We start from the raw sequence: 22,543 nt of genomic DNA, 5'->3' as shown, positions 1-22,543 counted from the left end.
CCATGTCCCGAGCCGTTACCACCCGCCGCAAGACGATCAACACAGTGCTCGCCTGGGGCATTGGCATCCTGATCTTCTTCCCCATCCTCTGGACCATCCTGACCAGCTTCAAGACCGAGGCGCAGGCCATCAACGACCCACCGCTGTTTCTGTTCTTCGACTGGACGCTCGAGAACTACGCTGTGGTTCAGGAGCGATCGGATTACATGCGCTTCCTGTGGAATTCGGTCATCATAGCAGGCGGGTCAACGCTCATCGGTGTGATCATCGCCATACCCGCAGCATGGTCGATGGCCTTCGTGCCTTCCAAGCGGACCAAGGACATCCTGCTGTGGATGCTCTCGACCAAGATGCTCCCGGCGGTCGGCGTGCTCTACCCGATCTACCTGATCTTCATCGAGCTCGGACTGCTCGACACCCGCACCGGCCTGGTGGTGGTGATCATGCTGATCAACCTGCCGATCATCGTGTGGATGCTCTACACCTACTTCAAGGAAATCCCGGGAGAAATCCTCGAAGCGGCCCGAATGGATGGCGCGTCACTGCGCGAGGAAATCATCTATGTGCTCACACCGATGGCTGTGCCGGGCATCGCTTCCACCATTCTTCTGAACTTCATCCTGGCCTGGAATGAAGCGTTCTGGACGCTCAATCTGACGGCAGCTCAAGCGGCGCCGCTGACCGCCTTCATTGCCAGCTATTCGAGCCCGGAAGGTCTCTTCTACGCCAAGCTCAGCGCGGCATCGACAATGGCCATTGCACCGATCCTCATTCTTGGCTGGTTCAGCCAGAAGCAACTTGTCCGGGGCCTGACCTTCGGCGCAGTGAAATAGGGAACAAATCCATGGGACGCATTGTACTCGACAAGGTGACCAAGCGCTTCGGCTCGGTCGAGGTGATACCGCCGCTGGACCTGACCATCGAAGACGGCGAGTTCACGGTTTTTGTTGGCCCGTCCGGCTGTGGAAAGTCGACGCTGCTGCGTCTGATCGCAGGGCTTGAGGATCTCAGTTCGGGCCACATCGAAATCGATGGCGCCGACGTCTCCACGGTTCCGCCGGCCAAGCGGGGACTGGCGATGGTGTTCCAGTCCTATGCGCTCTACCCGCATATGTCGGTGCGCAAGAACATCGCCTTTCCGCTGCGCATGGCCAAGCTGGATCAGGCAGAGATTGACCGCCGTGTGTCGAATGCGGCGCAGGTGCTCAATCTCAACGACTACCTTGATCGCCGCCCCGGCCAGCTCTCGGGCGGCCAGCGCCAGCGGGTCGCGATCGGCCGCGCCATCGTGCGCGAACCTTCCGCCTTCCTGTTTGATGAACCGCTCTCCAACCTTGATGCGGCCTTGCGGGTGGGCATGCGGCTCGAGATCTCCGAGCTGCACAAGCGGCTCAAGACCACAATGATCTATGTGACCCATGATCAGGTCGAAGCAATGACGATGGCCGACAAGATCGTAGTGCTGCGGGCAGGCAATATCGAACAGGTGGGCAGCCCGCTCGAACTCTACAACCGGCCCCGCAACCGCTTCGTCGCCGGGTTCATCGGCTCGCCCAAAATGAATTTTCTCGAGGGGGCCGAGGCGGCGAAACACGGAGCCCATGCCATCGGCTTCCGCCCCGAACATCTCGGGATCTCTCTCACCGAAGGCGAGTGGAAGGGCACGGTGGGCGTGGCCGAACATCTTGGCTCCGACACTTTCCTGCATGTGCATCCCGAAAGCGGCGGAGAGACAATCACGGTTCGCGTCGACGGCGAGTTCAGCGCCCGTCACGGCGATATTGTCTATCTGACACCGGTCGCCGAGAAAATCCACCGCTTCGCAGCAGACGGGTTGCGGATCCAATGACGCGACTGACAGGCAAATCAGCGCTGATTACCGGTGCGGCTCGCGGTATCGGACGCGCCTTTGCGGAGGCCTATGTCCGCGAGGGCGCCCGCGTGGCGATCGCCGACATAGACCTCGCCAAGGCACGGGCGGCGGCCAAGGAACTGGGCGACGCCGCCATTGCGGTTCATATGGACGTTTCGCAACAGCAAAGCATCGACCGCGCCGTGAGCGAAACGCTCGCGGCCTTTGGCGGCATCGACATCCTCGTCAACAACGCGGCGATCTTCACCGCCGCACCGATCGTCGAGATCGAGCGGATCGATTTCGATCGCGTCTTCAACATCAATGTCGCCGGCACGCTGTTCATGCTGCAGGCGGTGGCGCGCCAGATGATCGCCTCCGGCAAGGGCGGCAAGATCATCAACATGGCCAGCCAGGCCGGCCGCCGGGGCGAAGCACTTGTCGCCGTCTATTGCGCGAGCAAGGCCGCGATCATCAGCCTGACCCAGTCGGCGGGCCTGAACCTCATCGCCCACGGCATCAACGTGAACGCGATTTCCCCCGGCGTCGTCGATGGCGAGCACTGGGACGGCGTCGACGCCTTTTTCGCGAAGTATGAGAACAAGGCTCCGGGCCAGAAAAAGAGGGAAGTCGGCGAGGCGGTTCCGTTCGGACGGATGGGCACGGCCGAGGACCTTTGCGGCATGGCGGTTTTCCTGGCGAGCAGTGATGCCGACTATGTCGTCGGACAGACCTACAATGTTGATGGCGGACAATGGCTGAGCTGATGGACACCCACATGACGGGCCCCTCGCCCGTAAGTCTCGCCAACGCGACACTGGCCGACCTTCCCGATGGCGTTCAGCGCCCGCGTTATGACCGTTCGGCCCTCACACCCGGTATCGTGCATGTGGGCTTGGGCAATTTCCACCGCGCTCACCAGGCCTGGTACCTGCACCGGCTGATGCAGGACGGGCTGGCGCTCGACTGGGCGATCATTGGCGCGGGCGTGCGCACCTATGATGCCGCGATGCGGGAGCGGCTTGTTGCACAGGACTGCCTGACCACGCTGATCGAACTCGACCCCGCCGGCACCTCGGCCGAAGTGATCGGCTCGATGATCGACTATCTGCCGATCGAGGACGGAAACGGCCCGTTGATCGGCGCCATGACCGACCCGCGGATTCGCATCGTTGCGCTGACGATTACCGAAGGCGGGTACTTCTCCGATCCGGGCACAGGGGCTTTCAATGCATCGCACCCCGATATCCGGCATGATGCGGAACACCCCACCAGACCGCGCACCGTCTTCGGCGCGATCGTCGCTGCGCTGAAACTGCGGCGTGACTGCGGGCACGGCCCGTTCACGGTGCAGAGCTGTGACAACCTTCAGGGCAACGGCGCCATCACCAGGCAAACGGTTCTGGGCCTTGCCAGGCTTTCCGAACCAGGTCTTGCCGAATGGATCGAAGGCAACTGCTCGTTTCCGAATTCCATGGTCGACTGCATCGTGCCCGCCACGGGTCCGAAGGAGATCGGCCTTGCGCGTCAGCTGGGCATCGCCGACGCCGCGCCGGTCACCCATGAGAATTTCCGTCAATGGGTGATCGAGGACGATTTCTGCTCCGGACGGCCGGACTGGGACCGGGTCGGCGCGGTTTTCACGGATGACGTGCATGACTTCGAGACGATGAAGATCCGGATCCTCAATGCCGGTCACCAGGTTCTCGCCAATGCCGGCGAACTTCTATCCATCAAGACGATTGCCGGATGCATGGCGCATCCGGCGATCAACGCGCTCTTCAACAAGGTTCAGATGGAGGAAATCGCGACCTATGTCAGGCCGGTTCCAGGCATGATCCCGGCGGATTATGTCGACCTGATCGAGCGGCGCTTCTCCAATCCGGAAATCCACGACACGACCCGGCGGGTCGCCTTTGACGGTTCGTCGCGCCATAGCGGTTTCGTTCTTCCGATCCTGCGCGATGCACTGGATGCAGGGGGATCGATCGAAGGGCTGAGCCTCGTTGAAGCGCTTTGGGCCCGGATGTGCGCCGGCACCCGCGAAGACGGATCGGCGATCGAGCCGAACGATCCGCTGTGGGACGCGCTCAACAAGGCGGCCCTGGCGGCGCGTGAGGATCCGCACGCTTGGCTTGGCCAGCGCGAAATCTACGGCGATGTCGCCGGCGAAACGCGGTTCTCACAGCGCTTCAGCTTCTGGCTGGAGCGGATCTGGCAGGACGGAACCGGGGCTGCCATCGAGGCTTACACCGGAACCGCTTCCAGGGCTGCCGACTGATCTCGGTTCGGAATTGCAGGACCGCGCGAGTGAAACGCCAAGTCGCGCGGGCGCCCGGCGGTCCCTATCAATTCTTACCTCAAGGCAGCCTCGATATTGCCGCCGTCCACGGTGATCACGTGCGCCGTGGTCCTCTCGGACTTGGCGAGCGCCACGAATGCGTCGGCGACATGATGGGCTTCGACTTCGGCCTTCAGCAGGTTGCCGGCCATGTAGTCCAAGGCGGAGACTCCCCTCGCCTCGGCGCGGGACTTGATGAAATCATCGGTCAGCAGGCCGGAGCGGATCCGGTCGGCATTGACGCCATTGACCCGGACACCGGCCCCGCCAAGTTCCAGCGCCAGTTGTCGGACCAGAAAGAAGGTGGCTGCCTTGGGAAGCCCGTAGGCGCCAAAACCCTTGCCCGGATTGACCGCCTGCTTGGAGACGTTGAACAGCATCTGCCCGCCATGGTTCTGTGATGCGAACACCCGAGCCGCGGCCCTTGCCATGGCCAGGTGCGAGAAGAAGTTGAGTTCGAAACTCGAGCGCAGGGTGGCGTCGTCAAGATCGAGCAGCATGCCCTGGATCGCGGCCCCCGCATTGGAGACGAGCACGTCGAGACCGCCAAAGCGCCGGACGATTTCGGCGACGGCCTGCTCGGCTGAGCCCTTTGCAGTGAGATCGGCGACGACAGCGAGACAGTTGGATCCGATCGAAGCAGCTGCGGCCTTGCAGGCTTCCGGGTTGAAATCGATCAGGGCAATTGCAGCCCCCTCGCGGGCGAAGGTCTTGGCGGTGGCGAGCCCGATGGCGCCGGCGCCGCCGGTGACGGCGACGATCTGCCCGGCGAAGGGCTTGGCGGCCGCCTTTGACAGCTTGGCCTGTTCGAGCGACCAGTATTCCATGTCGAAGAGATCGTCCGGGCCGATGGGGCGGAAGCCGCCGGCTGCCTCGCCCTGGCTCATCACCTCGACGGTCTGCTCGGCGATATCGGCGGCGGCCGAGGCGGCGGCTGCATCCTTGCCGATGCCGGCTATGCCGATGCCTTCGATCCAGGCCACGCAAGGGTGTGGCTCGAGCATCACCTTGCCGCCGCCAACCCTCTTGAATTGCGCGTCGAACATGGCGCGGTAGGCGGCAGCGTAGTCCGCCACCTTCGCCTCGATCGCGTCGCGTCCGCTGGCGAGATCATCCTGGCTCAGAACCAGCATGCGGCCCTTGGTGCGGATGACGTGATCGGGCGAGGCGACACCGCGTTGCGCCAGATCGTCGAGATCGTTGCGGCCAAGAAAGGCGTTGATTGCCTGACCGCCCCGAATGTCCATCAGCACAGGCCGGGGCGCTGCATTGTGGTGATCACCGCGCAAGCTTGCGATGGCGCCGCGCAGAACCGGCAGGACGGAAGCCGCTGAATCCGGGTCCGCAAGCTGGCGGGTCCGCTTGACGGTACAATCGAACCTGCGGCCCTGGTTTTTCGCAGCAAGCCACTCCTCGACCAAGTTGGTGTGCTCGATGACCTTGTCGTAGCTCTCCTTCGCAGAAGCGCCAAAGGTGAAATGACCGTGCTTGAGCAGGATCAACCCCTCGCAATCAGGATGGGCGTCGAAGACTTCGGCGGCCTTTTTGGCCAACGCAAAGCCGGGCATGATGTAGGGCACCACCGCCAGCCGGTCGCCGAAGATCTCGCGGATCGCGGCTTCGGCGTCCGGCAGGTTTGCCAGTGCCAGAAAGGCCGTCGCATGGGTGTGGTCGACGAAAGTGTGCGGCAGGAAAGCATGCAACAGGGTCTCGACCGACGGGTTGGGGGCGGAGGAATCGAGCAGGTTGGAACGCTGCATGTTGACCATGTCCTCATCGGACAGCGCATCGAGCTTGCGCATCTCAAGCAGCGGCTCGAGCCGGACGCCAGGCAGGCCGGGCGCCTCGAGCGTGTCGAGATCCCAGCCGCTGCCCTTGACGTGCAGGACTTTTTGCATCGCTCCGAACAGGTCCCGTCGCTCGGTCTTGACGGATGTGTTGCCGCCGCCATGCATGACAAGATCGGGATCGGCGCCTATGATGCGGGATGAATAGACCCTGAGCGCCAGCGTGCGGTCAGCCGGATCGGCGCCCGCCGCATCGACCCGCGCCTGGGCTTCCTTGTCATTCCACCTGTTTTGCCGCATTACCGTCTCCTGCCCATGTGAACTTGTCGCATTTGACAAAAGTCATTCACTATTGTCAAATGTATATTTTGGTGATGGATCGAAATGCCTCAGAACTCAACCAGGCGCTCTACCAAACAGATCAGCGGCGAGGACATCGTCGTCGAAACCGCATGGCTTTACTATCATGACGGGCTCAACCAGAGCGAAATTGCCAACCGGCTCCTGGTGTCGCGCGCAACCGTGGTCAACTATCTGCAGGAAGCCCGCGAGCGCGGTTACATCCACACCAAGCTCTCGCCGGAAGCCTTCAACACGCATCGCGCCGCGCTGGAACTGCGCGACCGCTTCGGGCTCAAGGCCGCCTATATCCTGCCCGACGGCACAGGCGGACAGGACGACCACGCGAGCCGCATCATCCGCGGCGCTGCGGACTGGCTGCCGAGCCTGCTGGAGCCGGGCGACCGGCTCGGCGTTGCCTGGGGCAAGACCATCTACGATGTCGCCGAACGCCTGGAACAGACGACGATTGCGGACCTGACCGTGCTGCAGCTGGTCGGCTCGATGGCCACGCCCTACGGCTTTTCCGCCGATGTCTGCTCGTCCAACGTGGCGCGCAAGTTCTCGGCCAAGTGCATCAACCTGCATGTGCCGGCAATCCTCAGCACGGCCGAGATCGCCGCCACCCTCAGGGCGGAATCGCTGATCGCCAAGCAGCTCGATGCGATCAGCGACTGCAACAAGACGCTGTTTGCAGTGGGCTCCTGCAAACCCGACAGCCATGTCGCCTCGAGCGGCGTCGCTACCCAGAAAGAGCTCGAAGACTACATCGCCAACGGCGCGGTCGGCGTGCTGTGCGGCCGCTTCATCGACGCCAAGGGCGATCCGGTTTCCGGTCCGCTGGACGACCGGATGATGGGGATCGAACTCGAGGAGTTGCGCCACCGCGACATGGGCATCCTGGTGTCCGTGGGCGAAGAGCGGGTGCCGGCCGCCGTGGCCGCGATCAGGGGCGGATATGCCACCCATGTGGTGACCAACCAGAGCTGCGCCGCAGCTATGATGGAACTCGCCTGAGACGACTGCCGCTCAGACGATGCCCAATCACGCGGCGTTGCGGCGTTCCGGGAACAGGCCCAGCAGTCCCTCGCGGCTGGCTTCTGCGACGCCGCGCTCGGTGATCAGGCCGGTCACCAGGCGCGCCGGCGTCACGTCGAAGGCCGGGTTGCCGCCGGGCGTACCATCCGGGGAAATCTGCACCGAGGTGACGCTGCCGTCTTCCAGACGGCCAAAGACATGGGTGACCTCGCGGTCATCGCGTTCCTCGATCGGGATTTCCCGCACACCATCGTCGACGGTCCAGTCAATGGTGCTCGAGGGAAGCGCGACGTAGAACGGCACGTTGTTGTCATGGGCGGCCAACGCCTTGAGATAAGTGCCGATCTTGTTGCAGACATCGCCGGAGGCGGTCGTGCGGTCGGTGCCGACGATGACCAAGTCGACCTGGCCATGCTGCATCAGGTGCCCGCCGGCATTGTCGACGATGAGATGATGCGGGATGCCATGACTGTTCATCTCCCAGCTGGTCAGCTGGGCGCCCTGGTTGCGCGGGCGGGTCTCGTCGACCCAGACATGGATGGGAATGCCGGCAGTCGCGGCGTGATACATCGGCGAGGTGGCCGTGCCCCAGTCCACGGTTGCCAGCCAGCCGGCATTGCAGTGGGTCAGGATATTGACCGGCATGCCGGGTTTCTTGGTAGCGGCGATCTTCCGGACAATCTCGAGGCCATGTACCCCGATCATGCGGTTGGTCTCGACGTCGGCGTCGCAGATCTCCTCGGCCTTGCGGAAGGCGGCGGCGGCGCGCTCGCTTTCGGGAAGACCGGCAATGACGCCGCGCATCTCGTCGAGCGCCCAGCGCAGGTTCACCGCCGTCGGCCGGGTCTCGTGCAGCCGCTCCCAGGCATTGTCAAGCGCCTCGTCGGAGGCATTGCGCTGCATTTCGATGGCGACGCCATAGGCGGCGGTGGCACCGATCAGCGGTGCGCCGCGTACCCACATGTCCCGGATCGCGGTGGCGAATTCACTCAGCGTTTCCAGTTCAACCACACGAAACTCGTGCGGCAGCCAGCGCTGGTCAATGATCTTGACCCTGGCCGTTTCGCCGTCAAACCAGATCGACCGGTAATGCGTATCGCCAACCTTCATGCCTATGCTCCCGTTTCAGCGCGCCGCGCCGCTGCCAATACGGCATCCATGCCGGTCAGCCGATTTCTGTTGATGACCAGGAGCTGACCCAGCTTCAGGCATTTGGCCTCGCAGCGGGCCTTCAGATCCTCGTCCTCGATGGTGTCGAGTTCGGCAACATGAGCGAGGCCGAGGATACGGCGATGCATCTCGATGCCGGCGAAGCCGACCAGATCGCGGAAGATCTCGCCCAGCAGCTGCTCGGCAGCCGCCTCGGAAGCGAAATTATGTCCCTGATCTTCGTAAAGCGCCTTGGGATAGAGAATGCCGGTGCGTTCCGTACGCCACAGGTGCAGGAATTCCTCGCGGAACACTGTCCAGGTCTCCTCGATGACCGAGAGGATCCAGTCCTGGAAATCGCGGCAGGCATCCGCATCGGAAATGTGGGCCGGCATAGCGTGATAGGCCATCAGGTAATTGCCAATCAGCATTCCGATGTCGAAACCGAACGGGCCATAAAAGGCGAATTCAGGATCGATGATGCGCGACTGCTCATCTGTCACCATGATCGAGCCGGCATGCAGATCGCCATGGCACATGGTCTCGCCGCGCGAGGTGAACGCCCGCTTCATGTGCTGGACTTCAACCTTCAGCGCTTCGTCGCGGCGCAGGTCGGCCACGATGCCGTCGAGCTGCGGCGTGGTGTGCCGGTTCAATTCCGCAGCGTAGTAGGGATCGGTGAAAACCAGCGTTTCGGTGATGTCGCACAGCTCAGCATTGCCGGCAAAGAGCGCAGCGTCGGCTTTCTTGTCGCCAGCCTCCATTGACAAATCCGACCCGCGAAACGCGGTGCGCGCAGCAAACAATCCCAAGGTCCGGCCAAGTCCCGCAACCTTGCGCCCTTCCATGGTCTGCTGGCGCAGAATAATATGCGGCTGCAAGCGCTCCATGACGATGAGCGCCTGGCTTTCATCGAAATGCAGCACCTGGGGGACACTGCCCGGGTCGCGGGCTTCCTGACGGATCAGCGCATGATATTCGAAAAATGCACGCTTGAGCGGCAGCGGCCAGCTGTCGCCGACCAGGCGCACATAGGGAAGCGCCTGCTTGACGATGACGCTGCCCGCGTCACCTTCCACGATGAAGACGAGATTGAGGTTGCCGTCGCCGACCTCCCGCACCGTCCATGCGTCGGCACTGCCGCCCACGGCCTGCTTCATGACGTCGAGTCCGCCCAGCCGCTGGCCCAGGGTTTCCGGCGATAAAGGTTTGTAGTTGTTGCTCAAAACCATCCTCCCAAATGACAGTCCAGGCTGTTTGTTGACCAAGCCTAGTGCCCACATCAATCATTTGTCAATACGTATTGACTTTTGTCAGCGCTGCTGTTTTCATCATAGCGGGAGGACAGCATGAACGGAACTCTTTGCGATCTGCGCAGTGTGGACAAGTCGTTCGGGGACAACCGTGTCCTCAAGCAGCTGAACCTGTCGCTGCCTGCCGGATCGGTGACCGTGCTCATGGGCGCCAATGGCGCGGGCAAGTCCACGCTGGTCAAGATCCTGAGCGGCGTGCATGCGCTCGACGCCGGTTCGATCACCCTGCTGGGCAAGGATTTCCGGCCGTCGACTCCTTCCGAAGCCATTCGCGCCGGCGTCGTCACCGTGCACCAGAACATCAATGACGGGGTGATCCCCGATCTCGATGTCGCTTCCAACCTGCTGATCGACAGGCTTGCGGAGCCCGGCTACGGCTTCTTTCTCAAGCGCCGGCAGAACTATGCCGATGCCGAGCGCATCGCGAGCCAGATGGGGCTCACTCTCAACGTGCGGCAATCGGTGGCCGAGCTCGGCGTCGCCGACCGGCAGCTGATCGCCATTGCCCGGGCCATGGCGCATGACCCGCAACTGCTCATTCTGGACGAGCCGACATCGTCGCTCTCGGCCTCGGAGGCCGAACGGCTGTTCCTGCTGATCGAACGTCTTTCGGCCAAGGGCGTTGCCGTCCTCTACATCTCGCACCGGATGTCGGACATCCGCCGCATCGCCGACCGCATCGTCTCGATGCGCGACGGCGAGATCTCCGGCGTCTTCGAAGGCGACGAGCTCGACTATGAAGGCGCGGTCAACGCGATGCTCGGCCACCGCATGACGGATGCCGACATCAGCGTCGGCGCGCCTGGAAAGCCTGTACTTGAGATCCGCGATCTCAAACTGCTCTCCGGCAGCAAGCCGTTCGACTTCAACCTGTGCGAAAACGAGGTGGTGGCCGTGACCGGCCTGCTCGGCAGCGGCAAGAGCGCGTTTGCGCAGAGCCTGTTCGGGCTCGGCCGCCCGGCGGCCGGCAGCATCCGGATTGACGGCGAGGATTATGCGCCGGCGACCCCGAAGGCCGCGATCGCACGCGGCGTGTTCATGTCGGCCAAGGACCGGGCCAACAATGCCGTGGTCGCCGATTTCGACATCACCCGCAACATCACCCTGCCCTTCCTCTCGCGTTACTCGAACCTGTCTTTCATCAGACGTTCGGACGAGCGGAAGACCGCCCAGGAAATGATCGAGGCGCTGTCGATCGTATGCCAGGGCGAGACAGATTCCATCGGCACGCTGTCGGGCGGCAACCAGCAGAAGGTGATGCTGGCACGCTGGCTGGCGGAGGACTGTCGGCTGCTGCTGCTCGACGAGCCTTTCCAGGGCGTCGACATCCGCGCCCGCCGCGATATTGGCCGCAAGATCCGCGAGACCGCGAAGAACCGGGCGACGCTGGTGTTCGTCTCGGAACTCGACGAGGCGCTGGAAGTCGCCGACCGCATCATCGTCATGACCGAGCATTCGGTCGCGGCGGAATTCAGAAACGAGAACGTGGATCTCAACGAGATCCTGACCGCAGTAACCGGGGCATTGCCGGCAGATGCCGGCAGCGCCGCAAGGACAGCACACGCATGAGCATGAACCAGACCGAAACCCCGAGCGCGGGTTCGCGCCCGCAAAAACCGCAGCCCAGCTCCAACGGGCTGATCGACATCTCCATCCGTTACGGGTTCCTCGCGCTTCTCGTCGGACTGGTGATTTTCTTCTCGGTCTTCGCCAGCGGCTTTGCCGGGCCGCGCAGCGCGGTGTTCATCTTCCAGTCGGTGGCGATCACCGGCATCCTGGCATTGGGCGTCACCTGCACGCTGGTGGTCGGCGGCTTCGATTTGTCGATCGGCTCGGTCGCCACCTCGTCGATGATGCTGGCGGCCTACATGATGGTGGTTCTGGAACAACCCGCGTTCGTCGCCATCATTGCCTGCCTGGCGATGGGCGCGCTGATCGGCCTGATCAACGGGTTGCTGATCGTCAAGACCAAGGTTCCGGATCTGCTGGCGACGCTCGGCATGATGTTCCTGCTGGTCGGCCTGCAGCGGATTCCGACCGAAGGACGTTCCATTGCCACCGGCATGAGCCTGCCCGACGGTTCGACCGCCGAAGGCACCTTCTCGCCGCTGTTCCTGCAACTCGGCCGCCACCGCTTCGACTTCATGCTCGACAACCTTCTGCCGGCACCGGTGATCTTCCTGGTGGTCATCGGCATTCTCGTGTGGGTTTTCCTGGAACTCACCCGCCACGGCCGGCTGATGTACGCGATCGGCTCGAACGAGCGCGCGGCGAGCCTGACGGGCACCAATGTCAACAACTACAAGATTCTCGCCTACATGATCTCGGGCGTGCTGGCCTCGATCGGCGGGATGCTGCTTGCCGCCCGGCTCGGGCGCGGCGACATCGCCTCGGGCACCAATCTGCTGCTCGATGCCGTGGCCGCCTCGTTGATCGGCTTTGCGGTTCTGGGCGCCGCCAAGCCCAACGCCTTCGGCACATCCATGGGCGCATTGTTCGTCGGTATCCTGCTGCAGGGCCTGACGATGATGAACGCACCCTACTACACGCAGGATTTCATCAAGGGCCTGGTGCTGGTCATCGCCCTTGTCTTCACCTTCTCGCTCTCGGCCCGGAAAGCCGGCGGCCACTAAGCAAGACCAATCATTTAACGGAGGAAAACAGCATGAAACTGATACGCAGAAAAGCCCTGGCCCTGTTTGCCGGCCTCGCCGCTGCAGCCGTCACCCTTCCCGCCGGCTTCGCGCAAGCCGCGGACATGCCGGCGCCGCTCGACAAGCCAGGCGACGTCAAGATCGCGCTGGTGCGCTATCTTTCCACCGGCGACTTCTTCCAGGCCTATCTGTCGGGCGTGGAAAAGCAGGCTGCAGCGCTTGGCGTCGATCTCCGCGTGCTTGACAGCCGCCAGGACGCAGCCCTTCAGGCGGACATGGTCGACCAGGCCATCGCGCTCGGCGTCAACGGGATCATCATCCAGCACGGCCTGACCGAATCGATGAAGGAAGCCGCCCAGCGTGCGGTAGACGCCGGCATCAAGGTCGTGGCCTTCGACGTCAATGTCGAGAACCCCGCGATCCCGCAGGTCGAGCAGTCGGATTACCTGCTCGGCAAGCTGGCGCTGGAACAGGCGATCAAGGACAACGGCACCGAATGGAAGGCCGGCTATGTCTACGTGCCGGGCATCGCGCCGCTCGACCGCCGCCATGTCGCCTGGGAAGAAGTCAAGAAGGCCAATCCGGGCATCGTCGAGGCAGCCCAGATCGGCACGCTCGACAACCCGATCGCCAACTCCAACGCCAACCAGGCCCGCTCGGTGCTGCAGGCGAACCCGGACATCTCCGTGTTCTTCGCTCCCTATGACGAATTCGCCAAGGGCGTGAAGATCGCGGTGGACGAAGCCGGCATGTCGCAGGACATCAAGATCTACTCCGCCGACGTTTCGACCGCCGACATCTCGGCCATGCGCGAGCCTGACAGCGCCTGGGCTGCGACCGTCGCGACCAACCCGGCCGTGGTCGGCGAAGTCTCCGTGCGGACGCTTGCAATCATGCTGACCGGTGGCGATCCCGGCGCCCAGGTCGTGGTACCGCCGACGCTGATCACGCAGGACTTCCTCAAGGAAAACGACATCAAGAACATGGAAGAGCTGTCGGCGAAGATGCCGCAATTCGCCCATGCCGATGTCGCCATGACCGAGTGGATGCCGCTTCCGGCACGCTGATCCGACATCCCCTCCCGGGATGACAAAGCCGCGTCTCCGGACGCGGCTTTTTTGCGCCCTGATTCAGGAGCGGATGAAGCGTCTGGCAATTGGATGGCTTCAATCCGTGGATCCGATGCCAGGATAAAAAAGCGGGGCCGGTCTTTCGACCAGCCCCTGAGTTTACCAGGACAGACCCCGGTTGTTCAGGTCAGGCCCCGATGCTGTCGACGGCATCGCGCATGGCGCGCACCGCATCACCGATCCTGTCTCCGGCACGCAGCAGGCTGCCGCCGAGCAGGAAGACCACGTCCTCGCCGTACATCGAGACCATGTCGCCGGCGCGCTCGAAGCTCATGCCGCCGCCGGGGCTCGGCATCATCGCCCGGCCGATGCCGTCGGAGGCGCGGCAGGCATCTGCAATCGACAGGCATTCCTCGACGCTGAAGCCGAAGCGGCCGCCGACATTGGGAAACACCGAGATGTCCGACCCCGCCAGACGCTGGAACACGCCATACATGATGGCATGTGAGACGCCGGTTTCAGGGGTGAGCACATAGGGCCCGGTGAAGCTCGGATGGGTCATGATCGGCAGATCGAAGGACGGATCACGCGAAAGCGCCTGGACAACACCGAAGCCCATCAAGCCGGGCATCAGCAGCACACCGCCCGCGCCGGCTTCCTTTGCCTGAAACGCTTCTGCGACGGGCGAGCCGGTATGACCGGTGACATTGACGAAGTAGAGCGCGGAACCACCCAACTTGGCGTTGGCTTCGCCCACCGCATCGCTGACGGCCTTCACACGTTCTGAGAACGGCGCGAAGGATTGGTTGGCGAGACCGTGGTCGTCCTTGATGATGTCCGCACCGCCCAGCGTGCAGCGATAGGCGATATCGGCAAGCTGCCTGACGCTCGAGCCCTGCGGCTTGATCACCGGAGAGATAAGGCCACCACGGCTGCGGCCAGAACGTGCACGCACACCTTCGATGCCAAAACGCGGGCCGCCGAAACGCTCGCGGATCACGCGGCCCGGCTCGAAGCCGACGACGCGGATGTTCTGCTGGATCGACGAATTGCCGAAGATCACGTTGATGAGCTGGATGACCTCGTCACCGGCGCTGTCGGGGCTGTAGGAGATGTCCGCCTCGTAGGCATTGCCGCCAAGAGGGCGAACGTCCTCGATCTGGCCGACGATCTCATCGCTGATATGTCCTTCAGGCACGATGTCGCCGGGGATCTCGACCGTCTGCTCGAGCGCGATGCCGAGCGCGCGCTGATCTGCCTCCTGCGGCGTGTCAGCACGCAGCCGGTAGCGAACACGGAACCGGGTGTCGTCCGCCATGCTTACAGAGCCTCGGCCTTGACGGCGGAGTGAACCGCCTCGACGCGGGCGCTGGCAAGCGCTTCCTCGTCGATGCCGGTCGAGGCGCCGATGATGCGCTCGATGCCGCGCACCAGCGCACCGGCATCAAGTCCGTAATGCTTCATCAGGTAGCCGCGCGAACCGCCATGGGCATAGGTGTCGTTGAGGCCGAGCCGCACCAGCGGCTTGCCGACACCATTGTCGGCCATAATCTCTGCGACCAGCGAGCCGACACCGCCGGTGATCACATGGTTCTCGAGCACCACGACGCCCTTGCTCACCGAGCCAATATGATCGAGCAGAGCCTGCTCGTTGAACGGCTTGATGGTGTGAATGTGCAGATGCCGGATCGAAACGCCGGCCTTGGACAGCGCATCGCGGGCGCGGAGCGCTTCCTCGGTTGCGATGCCGGAGGTGACCACCAGAACATCGGCGCCGGTTGCGAGTTCACGCATTTCGCCGACCTTGATCGGGCTGTCGAAGAGGCGCGGCACCGAGCCGCGCAGCACGCGGCAATAGACCGGTCCGTCGATGGAATCGGCGGCCTCGCAGATGCTCTCGACCTCGGTGGCATCGCCGGTCTCGAGGATCGACATGTTGGGGATCGACCGCATCACGGCGACATCCTCGATGGCCTGGTGGGTCATGCCGCCGGGCGTGGTGATGCCGGGCAGGAAGCCCATCAACCGCACCTTGCGGCGCGGATAGGCGACCGATGCCATCAGCTGGTCATAGGGCCTGCGGTAGAGGAAGACGCCGAAGGAATGCAGGAACGGCCGGTAACCGGCAAGGCCGAGGCCGCCGGCGAAGCTCATCATGTTCTGCTCGGCCATGCCGAGCGACAGGAACTGGTCCGGGTGGCGGTCGCGGAAGCCGTCGATCTCGCAGGACGAGGTCAGGTCGGCTGACAGGCACAGCACGTCGGGATGCTTGACGGCGTAGGCCTCGAAGGCCGACGCATAGGGGCGATTGACCATCTCAACCATCAGTGCGTCTCCAGTTCGATCGGGTCGATACCAAGCTCGGCAGCAATCGAGACATTCATCTCGGCGCGCTCGTCTTCGGACTTGAACCGCACATAGTGCAGCCGCGGGAACCTTTTCTGCAGGAAGCTCATGCCTTGCGTCGGAGAGGACCGGGCCAGAATGATCAGCGGCTGACCTTCATGCGGCTCGGCCTTCGCCTGCCGCATTGCGTTCAGGTCATGGGCGTCGATCTCCACGCAGACCGCGCCAAAGGCGCGGAACTTGGCGGCGATGTCGCGCACTTCCATGACCGAATCCATGGCGCCGTCGCACTGCTGGTCGTTGACATCCATCAGCGCCCAGAGATTGTCGATGCCGTGATGGCTTGCCGCCTGGACCGCTTCCCAGGTCTGGCCTTCCTGGACCTCGCCGTCGGACATGAAGACGCAGACCTGGCCGCTCTCGCCGCGGCGCTTGCGGCCGAAGGCGAGGCCTGCGCCGGTGGACAGCCCGATGCCGAGCGTGCCGTTGTGAACTTCCATGCCGGGAGAATGCTCGGCGCCGATCATCTCGACCGAAGAGCCGTCCTTGTTGAACATCTCGAGACCTTCGGCATCCATGCGCCCGGTCTCGATCAGCGTCGCATAGGCAACCAGCGCGTAATGTGCGGGGGCAATGAACAGACGGTCGTATTGCGGCTCGAACGGGCCGTTGTAACCGGCGCCGGTCACATAATCGGGATTGTCGGCGGAGGGTACACCGGCGAAAGGCCTGGGCACTGCGGGCAGCACCGGTTCGCCAAGGTTCAGGGCTTCATTGTAGAGGAAAGCCAATTGCTCGGCCGCCGAACAGGCCTGGCTCAGATAGCCGCCATTGTTGCGCATCGAGTGCTCGAACACCCGTCTGCGAATACCCATGGCCACATCTTCGGTCGAACGTTTGTTGCGCACTTCTGTCTCCCTCATTCCGGCCGACAATGTCCCGATAATATACAAATGTCAACGCATTTGGCAAATGTACAATTTCTGTCGCTTCGGCCATTGACCACACTCCGGCAGCGAACCAGAAAAATCTGTCTCGCCTGACATTTCGACCAAGATTTCACATCACGGGGAGGTAACTTTTATCAGGAGCCGCTCACGCAACAAGACAAGCACGCCAAACAAGGTCATCGGAAAGCAGCACAGTCGGCGCTTTTCCGGATTGCTGATAAAATGCATGTTTTGCGTAATTTTTATGCATGAACATTTTTTTAGCAATACCCGATTGACAAGAGGCCAGAACCGCGTTTCATTTTGTATAGACAAAAGAGGGAGCACCCCCTGCAGCGCATGATCCACGCGCCGGTGAGGCGGCAATACAAAAGGAAGCAACGACGATGAAATTCAAGACCCTTATGACTTCGGCAATGGCCGGCCTGATGGGCCTGGCCATGCTTGGCGCGGCGCAGGCCGAGGACATTCTCGACAAGGTCAAGGCCGCCGGCGTGCTGAAAGTCGGCACCGAGACGGCCTTCGCCCCCTTCGATTTCATCGATGCCGGCGAACATGTCGGCCTCAATGTCGATCTTTTTGCTGAAATCGGCAAGGAACTGGGCGTCAAGATCGAGTGGGTGACCCTGCCATGGGACGGCGTATTCCCGGGCCTTGAATCGGGCAAGTTCGACATGGTGGCCGGGCCCGCAACCATTACCAATGCCCGCATGGAACGCTTCCGCTTCACCGCCCCGATCGCCGAAGCAACGGTCGCCCTTCTCAAGAAGACCGGCGACGACAGCATCACCAAGCCTGAAGACATCGCCGGCAAGCCCGTCGGCTCGGGCAAAGCGACCGCTCAGCTCGCGCAGGTGATCGAATTCGGCAACACCCTGTCGAGCCCGATCGAGGCGAAGGAATATGTAAGCTTCAACGAAGCCTATGCGGATCTTGCCGCCGGACGCGTGGTCGCGGTCGCCAATTCGTTCCCCAACATCGCCTACGTGGCGCAGCAGCGTCCGGAAACCTTCCAACTCATCGAGCCGCCGTTCGGCGTGAAGACCTATTTCGGATTCCCCGGCCGTCCCGATCCGGAATATGCAACGCTGATGGATGCCATCGATGCAGCATTGGCCGCAATCAAGGCTGACGGGCGCCTCAGCACCATCCAGAAGAAATGGTTCGGCGTTGAATTCGACACGCCGGGCAAGCTCGACAAAGCCAATATCTGATCAACGGTTGCGCAACGGGAGCAGTCCGCCTCTTCGCCAGGCAAGCCCGTTGCGCAATCGCCTTTTGCGTTGCCTGCCCGCCACCCGCCTGCCGGGACCATGCAGCGTGAACCTCTCATGCCAACTTCCCTTGCCGCAGATGGAAAGGTCCGCCAATGTCTTGGAAGCTGTTCTGGCTTCTGGTTGAAGCCGCAAGGCTGACCGTCCTTCTGAGCATCATCTCGATCTCGATCGGGTTTGTGCTGTCCTCGATTGTCTGCGCGGCCGTGATGTCGACCAATCGCGCGGCCCGGATCGGCGGCAAGCTTTTCGTCAGTTTCTTCCGCGGAACGCCGTTACTGGTGCAGTTGCTGCTGATCTATTACCTGCTGCCGCAGATCGGCCTGAACGTGCCGAGCGAGGTGGCTGCCATCGTCGGCATGTCGCTGTGCACGGCGGCCTATCAGGCCGAGATCCTGCGCGGCGGGTTCTCCAGCGTGCCGAAAGGGCTCATCGAGGCGGCCAACATGTGCGGTCTTTCAAAGTTCGCCACCTTCCGCCGCATACGTCTGCCGATCGCCGTTCAGTTGACGATCCCCGCCCTGATCAGCGAGGCGATCATGATGCTGAAATCCTCGTCGCTGGTGTCTGTCGTCGGCGTGGTTGAACTGTCGCGCATGGCACAGGATCTCGCCGCCAGCACCTACCGGCCGCTGGAGCTGTTTGCCGCCGCAGGACTGATCTACCTGATCATCAACCTGGTCGTGGCGGCCCTTGGCCTGAAGCTCGAGAAGCAGATGCAGTGGGGTCGGACATGACCTTCGATCCCGATCTCATCATCCAGTACCTGCCCGACATTGTTCGCGCTCTTGGCGTCACCATCCTGCTGTGGATCGCCGGTTCGGCGCTCGGGATCGTCGTCGGCTTCATCATTGCGGTGGCACGGCGCTACGGTCCGCGCTGGCTGGATTTGGCCCTGTTCGCACCGGTCGAGCTGATCCGCGGCACCCCATTCCTGGTGCAGATTTTCCTGCTTTACTACGGCGGTCCGTTCATCGGCCTGTCGCTTGACAGCGTCACCGCAGGGCTTCTGGGCCTGACCATCTATGGCGCGGCCTACTATTCCGAACTGTGGCGCAGCGGCTTTGTCGCCATTCCGAAGGGACATGTGGAAGCCGCTCAATGCGTCGGCTTCAACCGTACACAGACCCTGCGCCGGATCATCCTGCCGGAAATGACGATGCTGCTGCTGCCATCCATGGTCAACATGACCATTCTCATGCTGAAGGAGACGGCCATTCTTTCGATCATTTCCGTGCCCGAACTGACGCTCGCCGTCAGCGCACTGGGCACCAAGCATTACGCCTTCGTCGAGGGTTTCGCCGTTCTCGCACTGATCTACTGGGGGCTTGTGGAAGCCTGCAGCGCCATGGGACGCTTCGCCGAAAGCCGTCTTTCCAAATACAGGTTTGCCGCATCATGACAGGACTGCCCGCAATCAAGGTTGAAAAACTCGTCAAGCGCTTTGGCAAGACCACGGTCCTCAACGGCATCGACCTAGTGGTCGAACGCGGCGAGGTAACCTGCCTGCTTGGACCGTCGGGATCCGGCAAGAGCACGCTGCTGCGCTGCGTTGCCCTGCTCGAGGAAGCCAATGAGGGCTTCATCGAGATCAACGGCATGCCGTTGGGATTTGCAAGCGGCCCGAATGGCGAGCGCGTCCGCCTTCCCGCCGCAGAGACCCAGAAAGTGCGCGCTCATATCGGCATGGTGTTCCAGCAGTTCAACCTGTGGCCGCACATGACAGCGCTTGGCAATGTCGCCGAAGCCCTGGTGACCGTGCGGGGGATGCCGCGAAAGGATGCCGAAGAGCGCGCCATGGCACAGCTGTCAAAGGTCGGGCTGAGCGACCGCGCCGGCCACTACCCGAGCGAACTGTCGGGCGGGCAGCAGCAGCGCGTGGCGATCGCCCGCGCCTTGGCGCTCGATCCGGATATCATGCTGTTTGACGAACCGACCTCGTCGCTCGATCCCGAACTGACCGGCGAGGTGCTCAACGTCATGCGCGATCTTGCTGAAAGCGGCATGACCATGCTGGTGGTCACGCACGAGATCGGTTTTGCCGCCTCGGTGGGTTCCAAGATCGTGTTTCTGGATCAGGGAAAGCTGATCGTCGAAGGCAAGCCGGAAGAGGTCTTCGGAAAACCGCGTCACGAGCGCATCGACCAGTTCCTCGACACCTATCTCGATCGCGGCGCGGCAACGCTTCTTTAGAAGGCAGGCCGGCAAAGCGTAATACGGCAAGGGCGGCCTCGAACATTTTCTGATGTGACAATGTCGTTTCGCAGTGCGACACTTGAATGAGATAAAGCAAGCTGGGAGAACAGTGATGTTTGTCAAAAATGCCTGGTATGTCGCGGCTCTCGATCACGAGATTGGTCGCACCCTGACGCAAGTCCGTATTCTTGGCGAAAACGTGCTGCTCTACCGTCGTCAGGATGGGGTGGCGATTGCCTTGGAAGATGCCTGCCCGCACCGCAAGCTGCCGCTCTCCATGGGCCGGCTTCTCGGCGATGAGGTCGAATGCGGTTATCACGGCCTGCGGTTTGATTGTGCCGGCACCTGCACGCGGGTTCCCGGGGCAGAACGCATTCCACATGTCGCCAAGGTCCGGGCCTTTCCGCTGGTGGAACGCTACGGCATGCTCTGGATCTGGCCAGGCGACACGGCGCTTGCAGACCCCGCCAAGATTTTCAAGATCGATCAATGGGACAACCCGGAGTGGGGCAAGAGTCGCGGCGATGCGATGACGGTCGACTGCAACTATCTCTATATCACCGACAATCTGCTTGACCCCTCCCATGTTGCCTGGGTGCACCCCTCCTCGTTCGGCAACGCGGCTTGCGAGGACGTACCGGTCAATACCCTGGAAAAGGAAGACGGCGTTGTGGTGTCGCGCTGGATGATGGATGTCGATGTCGCGCCGTTCTACGCGCCGTTCGTCAAGTTCAAGGGAAACGCCGACCGGGAACAGCACTACGAGGTCCGCTATCCCTCCCACGCCATCATCAAGGCCATCTTCGTGCCTGCCGGGACCGGCGGTCCGGGAAAGCCGTTGCACGAGGACGCCTTCCTCATGGACAGCTACAATTTCATGACGCCGATCGACGAAAAGCGGACGCGCTATTTCTGGTTCCAGATGCGCAACTTCGCGCCCGGGGACGAGGAGGTCTCGGCGCAGTTCGGCAGCGCGGTCCAGGCGGCGTTCGAAGAAGACCGCATCGTGCTCAATGCCGTGCAGATCGGCATGGACACGATGACGTCGCCCAACCTCAACCTGAAGATCGACAAGGGCCCGATCAAGTTTCGTCAGCACATCGAGCGTATGGTGGCGGCGGAGAAGCCGATGCAACAGGCGGCGGAATAAGGTCCACCGCCTAATCAGGCAGCGCCTTATCCGGCGCGGCGTTTATCGACTGCCGTCGCCATGATGCACAGCAGTTCGAACATGATTGAAATGCCCAGCCATGCGGTGCCGCCGGAAGCGTCAAACGGAGGCGAGACTTCCACCAGATCAGCGCCGATGACATTCACGCCTGCCAGTTCGCGCACCACCTGAAGCGCCTGGAACGAATTCGGGCCGCCCACTTCCGGCGTTCCCGTGCCCGGAGCGAAGGCCGGATCGACGAAATCGATGTCATAGGTCACATAGGTCGGCGCATGGCCCACGATCTCGCGCGCTTCAGCCATGACATCTTCAATGCCGCGGGCGAAAAACTCCTCGATTGTGATCAGCCGAATGCCGACCGAGCGGGCGAAATCCTTGTCTTCGGTGTCGTAGGATGTACCGCGAATGCCGATCTGTACCACCCGTTTCGGATCCAGCAGGCCTTCCTCGACCGCGCGTCGGAATGGTGTGCCGTGGGTAAATTTGGAGCCGTTGAAATAGCTGTCGAACAGGTCGGTGTGGCTGTCGAAATGGATCATGCCCACTGGTGCATCCGAAGCCAGTCCGCGCAGGATCGGCAGCGAACACAGATGGTCGCCGCCGGCGGTCAGCGGGACGATCCCGGCCTGTTTCACACGGCCATAGAAATCGGCCATCCGGTTGAGCGAATCCATGAGGTCGGCAGGGTTGGGGGCGACATCGCCAAGATCGGCGCAATTGACCAGTTCGAACGGTCGAACGCCGGTGGCGCCGTTTCCGGCGCGGATCATCGTCGAGAGATCGCGCAACTGCCTCGGACCGTGGCGGGGGCCCGGGCGATTGGTGGTGCCTCCATCCCAGGGCGCACCGATCAATCCGATGGCGACATCCTTGATGCGCGGATCTTCAAGCGAAACATGCGGCAGCCGCATGAAGGTTGCTACACCGGCAAAACGCGGCAGGTCAAAGCCCGATACGGGATGGAAAAACGGATCGCTCATCATGTCTCCGGGAGTTCGCTCGAACGCAGGGTGCGCCCGGTTCTGGAAGGAAGAAACCAAGTTCCTTTTGTACAGCTTCCTGC

The 22,543-nt window shown here is 62.3% G+C and carries 20 protein-coding genes; 13 read left to right on the top strand and 7 right to left on the bottom strand.

Annotation, left to right across the window (positions count from 1 at the left end):
• Positions 1-2: 2 nt before the first annotated feature.
• From O4H62_RS17645 to O4H62_RS17630, 4 genes are read left to right on the top strand one after another with little or no spacing between them, the layout of a single operon-like run.
• Positions 3-833 (top strand): carbohydrate ABC transporter permease, encoded by an 831-nt coding sequence (locus tag O4H62_RS17645; protein ID WP_269389845.1) that lies wholly within the window; start codon positions 3-5, stop codon positions 831-833.
• Between the two features lie 11 nt (positions 834-844).
• On the top strand, positions 845-1,849 hold the full coding sequence (locus tag O4H62_RS17640; RefSeq protein WP_269389843.1) for an ABC transporter ATP-binding protein: 1,005 nt from the start codon (positions 845-847) through the stop codon (positions 1,847-1,849).
• Positions 1,846-2,619 (top strand): L-iditol 2-dehydrogenase, encoded by a 774-nt coding sequence (locus tag O4H62_RS17635; protein WP_269389841.1) that lies wholly within the window; start codon positions 1,846-1,848, stop codon positions 2,617-2,619. Before O4H62_RS17640 ends, O4H62_RS17635 begins: the two co-directional genes overlap by 4 nt.
• Positions 2,607-4,133, top strand: a complete 1,527-nt coding sequence (locus tag O4H62_RS17630; RefSeq protein ID WP_269389840.1) for a mannitol dehydrogenase family protein — start codon at positions 2,607-2,609, stop codon at positions 4,131-4,133. Before O4H62_RS17635 ends, O4H62_RS17630 begins: the two co-directional genes overlap by 13 nt.
• A gap of 74 nt (positions 4,134-4,207) precedes the next feature.
• Here O4H62_RS17630 and O4H62_RS17625 read toward each other — a convergent pair whose 3' ends face one another.
• Entirely contained in the window at positions 4,208-6,280 is a 2,073-nt protein-coding gene (locus tag O4H62_RS17625; RefSeq protein WP_269389838.1) for a bifunctional aldolase/short-chain dehydrogenase, read from the bottom strand.
• Between the two features lie 84 nt (positions 6,281-6,364).
• Between O4H62_RS17625 and O4H62_RS17620 the strand changes: the two genes are divergently transcribed.
• A complete protein-coding gene (locus O4H62_RS17620) occupies positions 6,365-7,336 on the top strand; it encodes a sugar-binding transcriptional regulator (protein ID WP_269389836.1) in 972 nt (323 codons plus the stop codon).
• 27 nt (positions 7,337-7,363) lie between these two features.
• Here the strand turns inward: O4H62_RS17620 and mtnA are convergent, their stop codons facing one another.
• Both mtnA and mtnK read right to left on the bottom strand, forming a co-directional pair.
• Positions 7,364-8,467 (bottom strand): S-methyl-5-thioribose-1-phosphate isomerase, encoded by a 1,104-nt coding sequence (gene mtnA / locus O4H62_RS17615; protein ID WP_269389834.1) that lies wholly within the window; start codon positions 8,465-8,467, stop codon positions 7,364-7,366.
• Between the two features lie 2 nt (positions 8,468-8,469).
• Positions 8,470-9,738, bottom strand: coding sequence for an S-methyl-5-thioribose kinase (gene mtnK / locus O4H62_RS17610; RefSeq protein WP_430538464.1), 1,269 nt, complete (start codon positions 9,736-9,738; stop codon positions 8,470-8,472).
• A gap of 117 nt (positions 9,739-9,855) precedes the next feature.
• On the opposite strand from mtnK, the gene O4H62_RS17605 reads away from it, so the two are divergent.
• From O4H62_RS17605 to O4H62_RS17595, 3 genes are read left to right on the top strand one after another with little or no spacing between them, the layout of a single operon-like run.
• Entirely contained in the window at positions 9,856-11,388 is a 1,533-nt protein-coding gene (locus tag O4H62_RS17605; RefSeq protein WP_269389830.1) for a sugar ABC transporter ATP-binding protein, read from the top strand.
• Between the two features lie 2 nt (positions 11,389-11,390).
• A complete protein-coding gene (locus O4H62_RS17600; protein WP_269390292.1) occupies positions 11,391-12,452 on the top strand; it encodes an ABC transporter permease in 1,062 nt (353 codons plus the stop codon).
• A gap of 32 nt (positions 12,453-12,484) precedes the next feature.
• Positions 12,485-13,540, top strand: a complete 1,056-nt coding sequence (locus O4H62_RS17595) for a substrate-binding domain-containing protein (protein ID WP_269389828.1) — start codon at positions 12,485-12,487, stop codon at positions 13,538-13,540.
• 190 nt (positions 13,541-13,730) lie between these two features.
• Here the strand turns inward: O4H62_RS17595 and O4H62_RS17590 are convergent, their stop codons facing one another.
• From O4H62_RS17590 to O4H62_RS17580, 3 genes are read right to left on the bottom strand one after another with little or no spacing between them, the layout of a single operon-like run.
• A complete protein-coding gene (locus O4H62_RS17590) occupies positions 13,731-14,861 on the bottom strand; it encodes a RuBisCO large subunit C-terminal-like domain-containing protein (protein ID WP_269389826.1) in 1,131 nt (376 codons plus the stop codon).
• 2 nt (positions 14,862-14,863) lie between these two features.
• Positions 14,864-15,868 carry a transketolase family protein gene (locus O4H62_RS17585; protein WP_269389824.1) on the bottom strand — a complete coding sequence of 335 codons (1,005 nt, stop codon included), beginning with the start codon at positions 15,866-15,868 and terminating at the stop codon, positions 14,864-14,866.
• Entirely contained in the window at positions 15,868-16,797 is a 930-nt protein-coding gene (locus tag O4H62_RS17580; protein WP_269389823.1) for a transketolase, read from the bottom strand. Before O4H62_RS17580 ends, O4H62_RS17585 begins: the two co-directional genes overlap by 1 nt.
• A 428-nt stretch (positions 16,798-17,225) precedes the next feature.
• On the opposite strand from O4H62_RS17580, the gene O4H62_RS17575 reads away from it, so the two are divergent.
• From O4H62_RS17575 to O4H62_RS17555, 5 genes are all read left to right on the top strand, one after another.
• Entirely contained in the window at positions 17,226-18,053 is an 828-nt protein-coding gene (locus O4H62_RS17575; protein WP_269389821.1) for a transporter substrate-binding domain-containing protein, read from the top strand.
• Positions 18,054-18,208: 155 nt separating this feature from the next.
• Positions 18,209-18,850 (top strand): amino acid ABC transporter permease, encoded by a 642-nt coding sequence (locus O4H62_RS17570; protein WP_269389820.1) that lies wholly within the window; start codon positions 18,209-18,211, stop codon positions 18,848-18,850.
• Positions 18,847-19,515: an amino acid ABC transporter permease gene (locus tag O4H62_RS17565; RefSeq protein ID WP_269389819.1), complete on the top strand. Its 669-nt coding sequence runs from the start codon at positions 18,847-18,849 to the stop codon at positions 19,513-19,515. Before O4H62_RS17570 ends, O4H62_RS17565 begins: the two co-directional genes overlap by 4 nt.
• A complete protein-coding gene (locus O4H62_RS17560) occupies positions 19,512-20,306 on the top strand; it encodes an amino acid ABC transporter ATP-binding protein (protein WP_269389818.1) in 795 nt (264 codons plus the stop codon). Before O4H62_RS17565 ends, O4H62_RS17560 begins: the two co-directional genes overlap by 4 nt.
• A 115-nt stretch (positions 20,307-20,421) precedes the next feature.
• Complete coding sequence (locus tag O4H62_RS17555) at positions 20,422-21,459, top strand: aromatic ring-hydroxylating dioxygenase subunit alpha (protein WP_269389816.1); 1,038 nt, start codon at positions 20,422-20,424, stop codon at positions 21,457-21,459.
• Positions 21,460-21,485: 26 nt separating this feature from the next.
• Here the strand turns inward: O4H62_RS17555 and O4H62_RS17550 are convergent, their stop codons facing one another.
• Positions 21,486-22,460, bottom strand: coding sequence for an agmatinase (locus O4H62_RS17550; protein ID WP_269389814.1), 975 nt, complete (start codon positions 22,458-22,460; stop codon positions 21,486-21,488).
• Between the last annotated feature and the right edge of the window lie 83 nt (positions 22,461-22,543).

Source organism: Parahoeflea alexandrii, assembly GCF_027214025.1.
Classification (GTDB): Bacteria; Pseudomonadota; Alphaproteobacteria; order Rhizobiales; family Rhizobiaceae; genus Hoeflea; species Hoeflea alexandrii_A.
This window is presented reverse-complemented; position numbering and strand designations above follow the sequence as displayed.

Bases quoted from the DNA above. Each gene is read 5' to 3' on its own strand.
- O4H62_RS17640 (WP_269389843.1), top strand. From the start codon at position 845: ATGGGACGCATTGTACTCGACAAGGTGACCAAGCGCTTCGGCTCGGTC.
- O4H62_RS17570 (WP_269389820.1), top strand. From the start codon at position 18,209: ATGTCTTGGAAGCTGTTCTGGCTTCTGGTTGAAGCCGCAAGGCTGACC.
- O4H62_RS17625 (WP_269389838.1), bottom strand. From the start codon at position 6,280: ATGCGGCAAAACAGGTGGAATGACAAGGAAGCCCAGGCGCGGGTCGAT.
- O4H62_RS17560 (WP_269389818.1), top strand. From the start codon at position 19,512: ATGACAGGACTGCCCGCAATCAAGGTTGAAAAACTCGTCAAGCGCTTT.
- O4H62_RS17600 (WP_269390292.1), top strand. From the start codon at position 11,391: ATGAACCAGACCGAAACCCCGAGCGCGGGTTCGCGCCCGCAAAAACCG.
- O4H62_RS17645 (WP_269389845.1), top strand. From the start codon at position 3: ATGTCCCGAGCCGTTACCACCCGCCGCAAGACGATCAACACAGTGCTC.
- mtnK (WP_430538464.1), bottom strand. From the start codon at position 9,738: ATGGTTTTGAGCAACAACTACAAACCTTTATCGCCGGAAACCCTGGGC.
- O4H62_RS17585 (WP_269389824.1), bottom strand. From the start codon at position 15,868: ATGGTTGAGATGGTCAATCGCCCCTATGCGTCGGCCTTCGAGGCCTAC.
- O4H62_RS17555 (WP_269389816.1), top strand. From the start codon at position 20,422: ATGTTTGTCAAAAATGCCTGGTATGTCGCGGCTCTCGATCACGAGATT.
- O4H62_RS17550 (WP_269389814.1), bottom strand. From the start codon at position 22,460: ATGAGCGATCCGTTTTTCCATCCCGTATCGGGCTTTGACCTGCCGCGT.
- O4H62_RS17630 (WP_269389840.1), top strand. From the start codon at position 2,607: ATGGCTGAGCTGATGGACACCCACATGACGGGCCCCTCGCCCGTAAGT.
- O4H62_RS17635 (WP_269389841.1), top strand. From the start codon at position 1,846: ATGACGCGACTGACAGGCAAATCAGCGCTGATTACCGGTGCGGCTCGC.
- O4H62_RS17590 (WP_269389826.1), bottom strand. From the start codon at position 14,861: ATGGCGGACGACACCCGGTTCCGTGTTCGCTACCGGCTGCGTGCTGAC.
- O4H62_RS17575 (WP_269389821.1), top strand. From the start codon at position 17,226: ATGAAATTCAAGACCCTTATGACTTCGGCAATGGCCGGCCTGATGGGC.
- O4H62_RS17595 (WP_269389828.1), top strand. From the start codon at position 12,485: ATGAAACTGATACGCAGAAAAGCCCTGGCCCTGTTTGCCGGCCTCGCC.
- mtnA (WP_269389834.1), bottom strand. From the start codon at position 8,467: ATGAAGGTTGGCGATACGCATTACCGGTCGATCTGGTTTGACGGCGAA.
- O4H62_RS17605 (WP_269389830.1), top strand. From the start codon at position 9,856: ATGAACGGAACTCTTTGCGATCTGCGCAGTGTGGACAAGTCGTTCGGG.
- O4H62_RS17565 (WP_269389819.1), top strand. From the start codon at position 18,847: ATGACCTTCGATCCCGATCTCATCATCCAGTACCTGCCCGACATTGTT.
- O4H62_RS17620 (WP_269389836.1), top strand. From the start codon at position 6,365: ATGCCTCAGAACTCAACCAGGCGCTCTACCAAACAGATCAGCGGCGAG.